Genomic DNA, 13,029 nt, shown 5'->3' on the forward strand with positions numbered 1-13,029 from the left:
CCTGCCAAAGGCCCCGCAATGGTCTCATTCGACGATACGTTTCGCCGGCAGCTGCACGATCTGTTCGTGTGGCGGCGCGACGTGCGGCGGTTCCGAACCGATCCGCTGCCGGATGGCACGATCGAGCGGCTGATCGAGATCGCCTGCCTGTCGCCTTCGGTCGGCCTGAGCCAGCCCTGGCGGTTCGTCATTGTCGACGACGAGACACGACGCCGCGCTGTCATCGACGACTTCAAGGCCTGCAACGCCGATGCGCTGCGGTCCTATTCGGGCGAGCGCGCCACAAAATACGCCGCGTTGAAATTATCGGGCCTCGAGGAGGCGCCGGGACATCTCGCCGTGTTTGCCGAGAAGACCGACCGGATCGGCGCCGGTCTCGGCCGCGCGACGATGCCGGAGACGTCGGAATATTCCGTGGTGGCCGGGATCTGCTCGATGTGGCTTGCCGCGCGCGCCGAAGGCATCGGCATCGGCTGGGTATCGATCCTCAATCCAGAACGCATTCATGGCGTTCTGGAAATCCCGGCCTCCTGGAAATTCATCGGCTATCTCTGCATCGGTTACCCCCAGACCGAGTGCGACCGTCCGGAGCTCGAACAGGCCAAGTGGGAATCGCGGCGAGGTCCGGATGAATTCACCATCCGACGCTGACCGCCCCCCTGCTGGCGACGGCACCTTGAGCTGTGACGCGCACTGGCGCGCCGACATCGCCTCGCTGGTCTTTCCCGTGCCGGAGCACCGCGCTATCTGCGCGGTGCATCGGGGCGCCTTTCGCACGCTGCTGGGCACCGATCCGACGGTGGACGCATGTCTCGCCCATTTCAGGCGGTTTGAACCAGCCTTCAAGGCAGCCGCACGCGCCAAGATCGAGCGCAAGCGCATTCCCCCTGGAACAAATTTGCATCTTACCAGTCGCGACATCACCCGAAAGCTGCTAGAAGCCGATCAAATCGAATGTGGAGAACGACCATGAGCCAGTCCCAGACCGCGCAAACCCAGGTTACTCAAGCTCAGGTCACGCATCTGCCGATCGCCACCCGACAGGTCGGACGGCTTGCACAGTCGTTGATGGCCATGACGCTCGGCCTGTTCATCGTCGGCGTGGTCGGCTTCTCGCACATCGACGTAATCCACAACGCCGCGCATGACGTGCGCCATTCCAACGCCTTCCCCTGCCACTGATCTCCTTGGCATGAGCACGTTTCGCTCGATCGTCTTCTCGTCGGTCATTGCCGGATTCATCGTCGGCCTGATCGTCACGGCGGTCCAGCAGTTCGGCACCGTTCCCCTGATCCTCAGGGCCGAGGTCTACGAGAAGGCGGCCGCGCACAAGCACGAAGCCGCCGCGCCACCGCAGGCGATCCTCGTCCATGATCATGCGGATCATGATCATGGCGCGGAGGCCTGGGAGCCGCGCGACGGTTTGGAACGCAACGTCTATACCGCGGGGGCGAACATCCTGACCGCGATCGGCTTTGCGCTTCTGCTCTGCGGCTTCCTCGCGGTTCGCAGCGGCGCGACCGGCGAGCAAATCTCGTGGCATGAAGGCTTGATGTGGGGCCTCGCCGGTTTCGCCGTCTTCACCATCGCTCCGGGCCTCGGACTGCCGCCTGAATTGCCGGGGGTCCCCACCGCTCCATTGCTCTCGCGCCAGATCTGGTGGGTGACGGCGGTGCTGGCGACCGCAGCGGGCCTCGGGCTGATCGTGTTCCGGCGCTCGATGCCGGCCGCCATTGCCGGCGTGGTCCTGATCATGCTGCCGCATCTGATCGGCGCGCCCGAGCTGGAGCACGTCGAGACCAACGTGCCTTCGTCGCTGTCGCACCAGTTCATGGTCGCCGTCACGCTGACCAGTCTGGTGTTCTGGTCCCTGCTGGGCAGCCTGACGAGCGCCGCATTCGCCTATTTCGACCAGCCGAACTCATCCGCTCGCGGGTGACAGCCGCTGCCTGAAAAACGCCAGGATCTCATCGCGGGCCACGATGGTCGGCTGGCCGGCCTCGTCGATCAGATGCACAGTCACGACGCTGTGCGGTGTCGTGACGAAATTCCGGAAGAACGGCGGCACATCGCGGTTCGCCGCGCTGTCGGGAAGCACTCGCCCGATGAAGCGGTCGCCGAGCGCCTCGCGATAGGCCGCAAAGCGCTGCGCCATGCAGAACTTGTCGCCCTCAAAGCGATAGGCCAGCACGGTCAGGTCTTCGCGCTCCAACCGCTCGCGCACCGCCCTGACCTCTTCCGGCGCGATCTCGATGCCCGCCGGATCGTTCAATGGCAATGACGGCTGCGAAAGCACCGGCGCCAGCATCGACGGCTCCAGCATCATGGTGAGCGCGAAATTGCCGGTAAAGCACATCCCGATGGCCCCGACACCGGGACCGCCGCATTCGTCATGGGCAAATCGCGCCAGCGCGCGCAGCCATTGCGTCACGGGACTGGACTGGTTTGCGGCCATCGCGCGAAACTCGGCGCTGACGCAGGCGCGCTGAAACACCGCGGCGCCCTCCTCTGCGCTCGCAATAGCGCCGTCACGGCCGAACAGCGATGGCATATAGACGGTGAATCCGGCATCGCGAACCCAGCGGGCGAAGCGCGCCACATGCGGGCTGATACCCGGCATCTCCGCCATCACGATCACCGCAGGACCGCCGCCGCCAACATGGACGGTCTTGCCGGCACCATCAAGGGTGATCTGGCGGCGCTCGAAATCCTCGAGCGGATCGTCCTGGGTCATCGGCCGGTTCGGCATCGGCGGTCCTCCTGATCGAGATCGGCAGCGTCTCGGCGTCAGAGTTGCGATTTTCCGGCCCGGCAGCTAGTGTCAAAAATGACATTGATCGCGGATTTTATGACATGACCAGGATTGCGGTTGTCGAGATCGACGGCTGCCTCGCGTCAGCGGCCGCCATCACCCACGACGTGCTGGCCACCGCCAACCGGATCAGTACGTCGAAGCGCGCGCCCTTCGAGGTGACGACGCTGCGTTATGGGCCGAGGCGGCGCGCCGCCCGATTGCGCGGCGCCGACCTTGTCATCGTTCCGGGGCTCGGCTCGGCGTCGGCCGATGCACTGGAGCGGAAGCTGGCGACACCGGCATGTCGGCACGCCCGCGACATGCTGGTCACGGCGTTCGCGAGCGGCGCGATGCTCGCCGCGTCCTGCGCCAGCAGTTTCCTGCTCGCGGAGACCGGCCTGCTCGACGGCAAGCGAGCGACCACGACATGGTGGTTCGCGCCGCAGTTTCGGCAACGCTATCCGAATGTCGAGCTGATGACGGAGCGGATGGTGGTGGCCGACTGGCCGATCGCAACCGCCGGCGCGGCGATGGCGCAGATGGACCTGATGCTTGCGGTGATCACGCGTCTCGGCAGCCCGGCGCTGGCCAAGGGCTGCGCCAATTACCTGCTGCTTGGCGAGCGGCATTCGCAGGCGCCGTTCATGGCAATCAATTATCTTGCCAGCCAGGACCTCAAGATCGCCAGGGCCGAGAAATGGGTGCGCAGTAACATCGCGCGCGACTTCACGATCGGGGACGTTGCCGCTGCCGTCGCGCTGACGCCGCGGACATTTGCCAGACGGCTCGAGGCGATCTGCGGCGTGTCGCCCATTCAATTCGTGCAACGCATCAGGATCGAGACGGCTCGGTCGTTGCTCGAGACCACGCGCCTGTCGGTCGAAGAGATCGCGGGCAAGGTTGGATATGCCGAGCCCTCGACCCTCCGCCGGCTGATCCGGCGCGAAACACGGCATTCGCCGCGGCATTTCCGTTCAGGCGGTTGATCCGCAACGACGCCACATCCGCGATGAAATCATCACGCCGAGAGCCACGCGAAGGCGCGGCGCAAGAATGCCGGCGCATCCTTTTCGACTGGCGTGCCATGTGCTTCCACTCGGCGAGGAACAAATGATGCAGCGAGTTGGGCGCCACGATGTGCCTGACCTGGCCGAGTGCGTCGACGCCGGCCTGCATTTGCTCGGTCAACCGGACCGGCGACCAGATGAAAAGGGCACCGTCCGCCAGCCTGACGATGGCCATCCGGGTCGGATAGTGAAACCCGGCGACCGCAAGGTTCGGTCCCCCGGCAATCCAGATGTCGTGGCCAAACTGCTGCAATACCGCCATTCGCGATGAACCTTGACCGTCGGGCTCCGCGTCCAACCCCGCACGCTGCCGCCGGCGTTGCGGGTTCATTTACCATGCCCGGCGTGACAGGCCGCGGACAAGGGCAATGTCGATCATCGGTTCCGATTGCGCCGCGGCCAATTGCAACGATCGGGTTTACGCAACCTTAGACGATTTGATCCAAATGTTGCGCGTGCACGACGCGATTGGGATGAAGCGGCCGATGTCGCAAAAGTCGGACCTCGAGGGACACAGGCTGCCCTTCGCTGATGACGCCGCGCGTCACCTCGCAGCGGATGACGCAGGTCGTGACGCTGTGATGCCGCGCGCGACCATCAGCCCAACCTCGAATACGTCCACAGGTCAGCCGCCGGTGGCAATCGCGCATTCACGGCAGTCCGGCGCGGGCGTGCTGGTCTCCGCGCTGCGTGAGGCCGACTGGCTCACGGCTGACCGTGTCACCGCCTTCACCCGCGTATTTCTCGTCCTGTTCATCGCCTGCATCGCGATCATCCCATGGGCTGTGCCGACGATGGATGTCGGCCATGATTTCGCGGCGTTCTGGACCGCGGCGAAGCTCGCGCTCAAAGGCCGCGCCGGCGACGCCTATGGCGACGCGGGCCGCGCCGCTGTAGCCGCCGTGCTCGGTCAGAACACCTACGCACCGTTCTTCTACCCGCCGACGTCGCTGTTGTTCTGGCTGCCCTTTGCACTGGTTCCCTTTGCAACGGCGGCCGTCGTCTGGATCTTCGCGACCGGCGCCGCCTATGCAGCCGCGGTGAGAGCCATGCTCGAGCGCGGCTCCGTCGTTTCAGCGCTCGCCTTTCCCGCCGTGTGGGTGTGCGCGCTATTCGGACAGAATTCGCTGTTCTCGGCGGCTCTGCTCGGCGGATCGGCCGCCACGCTGGACCGCTACCCGGTGATCGCCGGCGCGCTGCTCGGGTGCTTCAGCTACAAGCCGCAGATCGCCCTGCTTGCGCCGCTGGTGCTGATCCTGACGCGTCGCTGGCTCGCGCTGGCTGCTGCGGCCGCAACGACGCTCGTGCTTGTGCTGGCGGCCACCGCCTTCTTCGGGATCGACCCGTGGATCAAGTTTGTTGCCGTTCTGCCGGAGGCAAGCGCCTGGAGCCTCGGCGGCGGACCCGGTTTCGAGAAGTTCGCCAGCCCCTATGCCGCGGTCAGGCTGGCCGGCGGATCCAGCAGCACGGCCTGGCTCGTCCAGGTGACCGCGGCCGCGATCGCGATCGCCGTCCTGATCCTGGTGCTGCGAAAACGTCCCGGCGGCGCCGCCGAGATCGCGCTGATGGTGGCGATGACCGGCCTGTGCGTACCATCGCTCGGCAACTATGAGGTCGTGATCCTGGCGATCCCGGGCGCGTGGCTGATCGCGCAGGCGCTTGCGCAGGGTTGGCTGCCCTATGAACGCATCGCCGTCGCGGCGCTTTATTTGACGCCATTCGCCATGGTGCCTGCGGGCGCCAACGGCCTGCAACTGGCACCAATCGCCGCTGCGGCAGTTGCCGTCCTTGTCGTGCGCCGCATCAGGCATCTGCCACTCCGGGATGCTCCGGCCGAAATCGCCAATCACTGATTTGCCCGACGTGGCAAGTCCCTTTGCGAAGACGCGAGGCGGACGGCGAAATCGTGCAGGCCTGACGCCCTAAGCGAAGGTATGACCCACAAACGACGACCCATATTGGGTGTCGTCCCTGCGAAAGCATGCTTTCGCAGGGACGACACAAGCTGTTTGGCAGTTGAATCCGAAAACCAATGTGGCCCATAACCGCCAGCAACGTGACGAACCGCACCTTCTGCTTCTATCCAGCCGGCATCAGGATCGCCTCTCGCGCCGCGTGCCAGCTCGCCTCATCGGGTGCGCACAGCACGCCGCCGGTCAGATTGACCGGCCGGTAGGGTGATCCGTCGAAATGCGCGCTGTAGCCGCCGGCCTCGCGATGCAACAGCCAGCCCGCGGCATGATCCCACGGCATCAGCTTGTTGTAGAACAGCAGGTGGCAATGTCCGGACGCTGCCATGCGATATTCATGCGCGGCGCATCTGAGCCAGGCGCTGCCGCCGAGCCTGGAAAGATTGCCGGCGACAATCGTGCGCAGCGGCTCGGGCAGGAAATTGACGCCGACGATCGCATCCATCTGCTTGACCGGCACGGCGGGAGCCACTTTCAGGTCATGCCGCCGGCCGTCCGGCATCGCGAGCCAGGCGCCCTCGCCGCGCAGCGCGAATGCGGTGTCGTTGCTGACCGGATCATGGATCGCGCCGAGCACGATCTCGCCGCGCATGGTGGCCGCCACCATGGTGCCGAACAGCGGCAAGCTCGAGGTGAAGTTCCGCGTGCTGTCGATCGGATCGATGATGAAGGCAAGCTCCGCGGTTCCGACCTGATCGAGCGCGGCCGGATCACGCGCGGTGCCCTCCTCGCCGATCACGACCGCATTCGGAAACGCCCGCAGCAGCGCCGCCGATATCGCCTGCTCGGCCAACTCATCGGCTTCGGTGACGACGTCGAATGCCGATGTCTTGGTGCGGACCTCGATCTCCCGCACGCGGCGGAACCGCGGCATGATCTCGCTGCGGCCGACTTCGGCAATGATGGCTCCGATATCAAGCGCGTCGGCATGGGACAGTTTCACGCGGCATTCTCCTGCGTTGCGCCGGCATCCTATCGTGGAATTGCGACTGCGTGGCGGTCAGCGGCGCTGGTTGTAGACATCGATGCAGACGGCGCCCAGCAGGACGAGGCCCTTGATCACCTGCTGATAATCGATGCCGATACCGAGGATCGACATGCCGTTGTTCATCACGCCCATGATCATGGCTCCGACCACCGCGCCACCGACCCGGCCGACGCCGCCATAGGCCGACGCACCGCCGATGAAGCAGGCGGCGATCACATCGAGCTCGAAGCCGAGGCCGGCCTTCGGCGTCGCGGTGTTGAGCCGGGCTGCGAACACCAGCCCGGCGAGCGCGGCCAGCACGCCCATGTTGACGAAGGTGAAGAAGGTGAGCCGTTCGGTCTTGACGCCCGACAGTTTCGCCGCCTTGGCGTTGCCGCCCACCGCGTAGATCTGCCGCCCGATCACCGTCCGCCGCGTGACGAAGCCATAGAGCGCGATCAGGACGGTCATGATGACGAGCACGTTGGGCAGGCCGCGATGCGAGGCGATCAGGTAGGTAAAGTAGAGCACCGCGCCCGCCAGCGCGATGCTCTTGACAATGAAAAACGCATACGGCTCGACGGCGATACCGTGCGCCTGCTCGCGCGCCCGGCTCCTGGCGGTCGCCAGCACCAGCACAAACGCCAGGACGATGCCGATCGCGAGCGACGTCGGATAGAGCGTGCCGGCGCTCGGGAACAGCTCAGGGATGAAGCCCGACGACAGCTTCTGGAAGGTCGGCGGGAACGGCCCGACCGACTGGCCCTGCAGGACAGCGAGCGCGAGGCCCTTGAACACCAGCATGCCCGCCAGCGTCACGATGAAGGACGGAATGCCGAAATAGGCCACCCAGTAGCCCTGGGCCGCACCGATCGCGGCGCCGACCAGGAGGCAGGCGACGAAGGCGATCGGGTAGCTGACATGGTAGCGCACCATCAGCACCGCCGCGACCGCGCCGACGAAGCCCGCGACCGAGCCGACCGAAAGATCGATATGCCCGGTGACGATCACCAGCAGCATGCCGAGCGCCATGATGACGATGTAGCTGTTCTGCAGCACAAGATTGGTGAGGTTGAGCGGCTGCAACAGCGTGCCGTCGGTCACGATCTCGAAGAACAGCATGATCGCGAGCAGCGACAGCAGCATGCCGTAGTTGCGCAGATTGTTCTTGATGAAGCCGGAATGCCTGGGGGCCTCGGGAAGCGATACCGTCTTGTCGGTCATGGTGCCCCTCCTCCGGCGCGTGCCGCCCTTTCGTCGGCGCCGCGTCCGGACATTCTGTCATTGCGCATGATGGCGCGCATGATCTTCTCCTGCGTCGCATCGTGGCCTGCGAATTCGCCGACGAAGGCGCCGTCATTCATCACGCAGATCCGGTCGCAGATGCCGAGCAGCTCGGGCATCTCCGAGGAGATCACCACGACGCCCCTGCCGGCCTCCGCCAGCTCGTTGATAATGGAGTAGATCTCGTATTTCGCGCCGACGTCGATCCCGCGCGTCGGCTCGTCCAGCAGCAGCACCCTCGGATCGGTCATCAGCCATTTCGACAGCACGACCTTCTGCTGGTTGCCGCCCGAGAGGTCGCCGGTCGCCTGGTAGACGTCGGAGCAGCGGATCCGCATCCGGGTGCGGTAGTCGCTCGCGGCCTTCAGCTCGGCGACATCGTCGATCACGCCGCGATCCGACACCTGGCGCAGGCTCGCCACCGTCACGTTCTTGCGGACGTCGGCGGCAAGGATCAGCCCGAGCTGCTTGCGGTCTTCGGTGACATAGGCGATGCCGGCATCGATCGCGGCCGGCACGCTGGACAGATCGGCCTCGCGTCCATCGAGGCGGACCTTGCCGGAGACGTTGGTGCCCCAGGCGCGGCCGAACAGGCTCATGGCGAACTCGGTGCGGCCGGCGCCCATCAGGCCGGCGATACCGACTACCTCGCCGCGGCGCAGTGTGAAGTCGACGTTCTTGATCACCTGCCGCTCGGTATGCAGCGGGTGATACACTGACCAGTTCTCCACCGTCATCACGGGTTCGCCGATCTCCGCCTTCCGCTCGGGAAAACGATGCGCCAGATCGCGGTCGACCATGCTGCGGATGATGCGGTCCTCCTCGATGCGTTCGGTGCGGCAGTCGATGCTGTCGACGGTGCGGCCGTCGCGCAGCACCGTGATGCGGTCGGCGACCCGCGCAACCTCGTTCAGCTTGTGCGAGATCAGGATCGAGGCGATGCCCTGCTCGCGGAAGGCCAGGAGACGCTCGAGCAAGGCGGCGCTGTCGGCCTCGTTGAGACTGGCGGTCGGCTCGTCGAGGATCAGGAGGCGCACCCGCTTGGACAGGGCCTTGGCGATCTCCACGAGCTGCTGCTTGCCGACGCCGAGGTCGGTGATCAGCGTGTCCGGCGGCTCCCGCAAGCCGACCTGCGCCAACAGTTCGGCGGTCCGCCGATGCACCGCGTTGCGGTCGATGACGCCGAACCGCGACGGCGGATGCGACAGAAAGATGTTCTCGGCAATCGACATCAGCGGGATCAGCGCCAGCTCCTGATGGATGATGATGATCCCGAGCGCCTCGCTGTCGTTGATGTCGCGGAAGCGCCGCTCCTCGCCGTCGAACACGATCGATCCATCGTAGCTGCCGGCCGGATAGACTCCGCTCAAGACCTTCATCAAGGTCGACTTGCCGGCGCCGTTTTCGCCGACCAGCGCATGGATCTGCCCAGCCTCGACGGTGAAGCCGACGTCGCGCAACGCCTGCACGCCGGCAAAGCTCTTGCTGACGCCGCGCATCTCAAGCATTGCCGTCATCGGATCATGTCCTGCAGCGTCAATCGCCCCCGGCCCGGCTCGCCGCCGCTTGCCCGGCGATCCGCCCTGAAGCCTATTCAGTTCCGATTAAATCGGAACGGGGCTCCAGATTCTAGTTTTGACGCGTTTTCCTCACGCGAACCGGTACCCGCTTCGCTCGAAAACGCTCTAGTCGAATTGCGAGCGCTTGTAATAGCCGCTGTCAATCAGGACTTTCTCCCAATTGGTCTTATCCACCACGACCGGCTTGAGGAGATAGGACGGAACCACCTTGACCCCGTTGTTGTAGGTCTTGGTGTCGTTGACGCTGACCTCCTTCTTGCTCAGCACAGCGTCGACCATGTCGGCGGTGACCTTGGCGAGGTCGCGGGTGTCCTTGAAGATGGTCGAATATTGCTCGCCGCGCAGCATCGCCTTGATCGAGGGGACTTCGGCATCCTGCCCGCTGATGTACGGCATCGGCTGGTCCTTGCTGCCGTAGCCGACGCTCTTCAGCGAGGAGATGATGCCGATCGACAGGCCGTCATAGGGCGACAGCACCGCGTCGACGCGCTTCTTGCCGTAGAACGCACTGAGCAGGTTGTCCATCCGCGCCTGCGCGGTCGCACCGTCCCAGCGCAGCGTCGCAACCTTGTTCATGCCCGTCTGGCCGCTGCCGACCACGAGCTTGCCGCTGTCGATATAGGGCTTCAACACCGACATCGCGCCGTCGTAGAAGAAGTACGCGTTGTTGTCGTCGGGCGAGCCGCCGAACAGCTCGATGTTGAAGGGCCCCTTGCCCTCCTTGAGCCCGAGCGCGTTCTCGATCGACTGGGCTTGCAGCACACCGACCTGGAAATTGTCGAAGGTCGCGTAATAGTCGACGCTGGGGGTGTCGCGGATCAGGCGGTCATAGGCGATCACCGTGATGCCCTGTGCCTTGGCCTGCTTCAGGACATCGGACAAGGTGGTGCCGTCGATGGCCGCGATGACCAGCACCTTGGCGCCCTTGGTCACCATGTTCTCGACCTGGGAGAGCTGGTTCGGAATGTCGTCTTCGGCATATTGCAGATCGGTGCCGTAGCCGCGCTCCTTCAGCACCTTGACCATGTTGTTGCCGTCGTCGATCCAGCGTGCCGAGGACTTGGTCGGCATCGCGATGCCGATGGTCGGCTTGCTTTGGGCGAGCGCGTCGCGATCCGACACCGTCGCGGCAAGGCCGGCCAGCGCAAGCGCGAACAAGGTGGTCTTCAATTTGAACATGCTTCACTCCCTTGCTTTTTTGAGTTGGGATTCCAGTTGCCGTGGACAACGTCAATCGACGGCGATCGCTCGTGGGCCGGCCTCAGATTCTACGGCGATGTCGGATCGGCGCCGGGACCGTCACGAACCGAAATTGCGGAATGTCGATCGTACCCGTCAACAGCGCCAATGCTCGCTACGCATGGTCGGTCATGTCGATCCCGCAATGCCGGGTTCAGCCGCGAGCCATGTCGTTGGACGAACGAGGCGCAGGAATGACGTGGAGGATCATGAGGCGCCGGTCTCCTGGAATCGTTGGCGAGCGCCAGCGTCCGACAGGACGTCTGGCGGTGCGCTGCCGTTTTCTGCACCCTTTGGTTGATGTTGCCGCTGCAATGTGGACGCAAGCGCCGACTGGCCATTTATTTAATTATCCGAAGAAATTGATCGGAGACGCGGAGGGTCGCAGGGGTACTGTCCGGAATCGCTGGCAAGTCCCATCGCCTCCCAGGTGGTGCAGCACCGCTTCTGGTAACCTTTGGCCGGATTGTGCCTTCACCCTGCTATGGATGCAAGCGCCATTTATTTCATCATCTGAATAAATTGGCCTGAGCTGCCGGCCGGCGGCAGCGATCTTCAGGCGTCGATGTCAGAGAGATCTGTCAACAACCAGCAATGCCTCGGTGAAATCGTCGTCGCTGAAATAGGTGCTGCGGGTGATGACCACGGGGATGCCGGCGCGCGCCGCGGCGGCGAGGCCGTTGCCGGCAACGATCGCCTCGAACTGATGGGCCCAGTCCAGCCCCAGCGAAATCGAAAGCAGCGCATCGATATTGCCGTGCGAGGTGGTCGTTGCGATCGCCAGGCGCTGGCCGCGGCTGCGCGCGCCGGCGAGCCAGGCCCTGACACCCGGCCGCAATGGGCAGCCGCCCGAGGCAATCAGCGCGGCGTAGCGCGCGGTCTTGATCCTGTGCAGGTCGGCGATCTCGGCGAATGTAAGCATTGGGACCGCGTTGCGCTGGTCGAAGGCGCGGATGCGCTCCTTGCCTCCGGCCACCCGAAGCAGCCGCGCATAAGTGACCTGGTCCCAGAACCAATCGAGGCCGGCTTCGGCAAAGGCTTCATTGAAGGCGCGGCGGTGCACCTCCTCGGTTTCGGCAAGCGTACCGTCGACATCGAAGATCAGGGCGCGGGCGCTCGCGATGATGTCGCGCATCCCGGCGGACCGGATCACGGCGAGCGCCTCGTTCATCGTCCCTCGCCCGGCGCACCGGCGCCTTTGACGAACACCCGGCTAGCGAGCACGTCGCCGGCCTCGATCGACATCACGTCGTCGGCGGTGAGCGTGCGGTCGAGCTTCGCCACGATCCGGTTGGCCTGGCGCAGCCGGATGCGATCGAGCGCATTGCGGATCGAGCGTGCATTGGAGAACAGCGGCTGTTCTTTGCGCACGGCGATGTAACGGATGAAGGCCTCGCGGGCTTCCGGAGAGAACCGATAATTCTGTTGCTGCAACATCAGATCGGCGATCCAGAGCAACTCGCCGTCCGAATAGTCCGGGAAATCGATATGATGCGCGATGCGGGAGCGGAAGCCTGGATTGCTCTGGAAAAATTTCTCCATGCGGTCGCCATAGCCGGCCAGGATCACCACCAGATCCTCGCGCTGCTGCTCCATCACCTGGAGCAGGATCTCGATCGCCTCCTGCCCGTAGTCGCGCTCGTTTTCGGGGCGATAGAGGTAGTAGGCCTCGTCGATGAACAGCACGCCGCCCATCGCCTTCTTCAATATCTCTTTCGTCTTCGGCGCGGTGTGGCCGATATATTGGCCGACGAGGTCGTCGCGCGTGACGCTGATGACGTGGCCGCGGCGCACGAAGCCGAGCTTGTGCAGGATGCCGGCCATCCGCAGCGCGACCGTGGTCTTGCCGGTGCCGGGGTTGCCGGTGAACGACATGTGCAGGGTCGGAAACGTCGTCGCCAGCGCCATCTTCTGCCTGATGCGTTCGACCAGCAGCAGCGAGGCGATCTCGCGGATGCGGGTCTTCACCGGCCTCAGGCCGATCAATTCGGAATCGAGCTGGTCGAGCACGTCGCCGATGCCGAGGTCGGCGAATTCATGGCGAAGGTTGATGGTCTCGAGCGGGGTCTCGCGGATTTGTTCGCTGATCTGTTCTTGCGCTTGCGTCATTGTCCTCTCGCCTGGAAAA

General features: G+C 64.5%; 14 protein-coding genes. 7 read left to right on the top strand and 7 right to left on the bottom strand.

Annotated features, from left to right (window positions below; genetic code table 11):
• Positions 1 to 18: 18 nt before the first annotated feature.
• From bluB to ACVWZM_RS03155, 4 genes are read left to right on the top strand one after another with little or no spacing between them, the layout of a single operon-like run.
• Positions 19 to 651, top strand: coding sequence for a 5,6-dimethylbenzimidazole synthase (gene bluB / locus ACVWZM_RS03140; RefSeq protein ID WP_456856610.1), 633 nt, complete (start codon positions 19 to 21; stop codon positions 649 to 651).
• Complete coding sequence (locus tag ACVWZM_RS03145) at positions 629 to 973, top strand: hypothetical protein (protein WP_246786619.1); 345 nt, start codon at positions 629 to 631, stop codon at positions 971 to 973. Before bluB ends, ACVWZM_RS03145 begins: the two co-directional genes overlap by 23 nt.
• Positions 970 to 1,182, top strand: a complete 213-nt coding sequence (locus ACVWZM_RS03150; RefSeq protein WP_057015885.1) for a CbtB domain-containing protein — start codon at positions 970 to 972, stop codon at positions 1,180 to 1,182. Before ACVWZM_RS03145 ends, ACVWZM_RS03150 begins: the two co-directional genes overlap by 4 nt.
• A 10-nt stretch (positions 1,183 to 1,192) precedes the next feature.
• The gene (locus ACVWZM_RS03155; protein WP_229192949.1) at positions 1,193 to 1,939 is read left to right on the top strand and encodes a CbtA family protein; all 747 of its coding nucleotides are present in this window, start codon (positions 1,193 to 1,195) and stop codon (positions 1,937 to 1,939) included.
• Here the strand turns inward: ACVWZM_RS03155 and ACVWZM_RS03160 are convergent.
• The gene (locus ACVWZM_RS03160; RefSeq protein WP_057015883.1) at positions 1,922 to 2,749 is read right to left on the bottom strand and encodes a dienelactone hydrolase family protein; all 828 of its coding nucleotides are present in this window, start codon (positions 2,747 to 2,749) and stop codon (positions 1,922 to 1,924) included. The genes ACVWZM_RS03155 and ACVWZM_RS03160 overlap by 18 nt on opposite strands.
• Before the next feature lie 104 nt (positions 2,750 to 2,853).
• Here ACVWZM_RS03160 and ACVWZM_RS03165 point away from each other — a divergent pair, with 104 nt between their 5' ends.
• From ACVWZM_RS03165 to ACVWZM_RS03175, 3 genes are all read left to right on the top strand, one after another.
• Positions 2,854 to 3,780 carry a GlxA family transcriptional regulator gene (locus tag ACVWZM_RS03165; RefSeq protein ID WP_456851823.1) on the top strand — a complete coding sequence of 309 codons (927 nt, stop codon included), beginning with the start codon at positions 2,854 to 2,856 and terminating at the stop codon, positions 3,778 to 3,780.
• Between the two features lie 124 nt (positions 3,781 to 3,904).
• The gene (locus tag ACVWZM_RS03170) at positions 3,905 to 4,132 is read left to right on the top strand and encodes a hypothetical protein (protein WP_456851825.1); all 228 of its coding nucleotides are present in this window, start codon (positions 3,905 to 3,907) and stop codon (positions 4,130 to 4,132) included.
• Positions 4,133 to 4,346: 214 nt separating this feature from the next.
• Complete coding sequence (locus tag ACVWZM_RS03175) at positions 4,347 to 5,714, top strand: glycosyltransferase family 87 protein (RefSeq protein ID WP_456851827.1); 1,368 nt, start codon at positions 4,347 to 4,349, stop codon at positions 5,712 to 5,714.
• Between the two features lie 226 nt (positions 5,715 to 5,940).
• Here the strand turns inward: ACVWZM_RS03175 and ACVWZM_RS03180 are convergent, their stop codons facing one another.
• From ACVWZM_RS03180 to cbbX, 6 genes are all read right to left on the bottom strand, one after another.
• Complete coding sequence (locus tag ACVWZM_RS03180) at positions 5,941 to 6,774, bottom strand: inositol monophosphatase family protein (RefSeq protein ID WP_456851829.1); 834 nt, start codon at positions 6,772 to 6,774, stop codon at positions 5,941 to 5,943.
• 57 nt (positions 6,775 to 6,831) lie between these two features.
• Positions 6,832 to 8,022, bottom strand: a complete 1,191-nt coding sequence (gene mmsB / locus ACVWZM_RS03185) for a multiple monosaccharide ABC transporter permease (RefSeq protein ID WP_168857111.1) — start codon at positions 8,020 to 8,022, stop codon at positions 6,832 to 6,834.
• Positions 8,019 to 9,599 carry a multiple monosaccharide ABC transporter ATP-binding protein gene (gene mmsA / locus ACVWZM_RS03190; protein WP_456851831.1) on the bottom strand — a complete coding sequence of 527 codons (1,581 nt, stop codon included), beginning with the start codon at positions 9,597 to 9,599 and terminating at the stop codon, positions 8,019 to 8,021. The genes mmsB and mmsA overlap by 4 nt, the downstream gene beginning before the upstream one ends.
• A 168-nt stretch (positions 9,600 to 9,767) precedes the next feature.
• Positions 9,768 to 10,841 carry a multiple monosaccharide ABC transporter substrate-binding protein gene (chvE, locus tag ACVWZM_RS03195; RefSeq protein WP_456851833.1) on the bottom strand — a complete coding sequence of 358 codons (1,074 nt, stop codon included), beginning with the start codon at positions 10,839 to 10,841 and terminating at the stop codon, positions 9,768 to 9,770.
• Positions 10,842 to 11,469: 628 nt separating this feature from the next.
• Positions 11,470 to 12,072, bottom strand: a complete 603-nt coding sequence (locus ACVWZM_RS03200; RefSeq protein ID WP_456851835.1) for an HAD family hydrolase — start codon at positions 12,070 to 12,072, stop codon at positions 11,470 to 11,472.
• Positions 12,069 to 13,010: a CbbX protein gene (gene cbbX, locus ACVWZM_RS03205; protein ID WP_456851837.1), complete on the bottom strand. Its 942-nt coding sequence runs from the start codon at positions 13,008 to 13,010 to the stop codon at positions 12,069 to 12,071. Before cbbX ends, ACVWZM_RS03200 begins: the two co-directional genes overlap by 4 nt.
• Positions 13,011 to 13,029 lie beyond the last annotated feature (19 nt).

The organism is Bradyrhizobium sp. USDA 4501 (assembly GCF_054062115.1).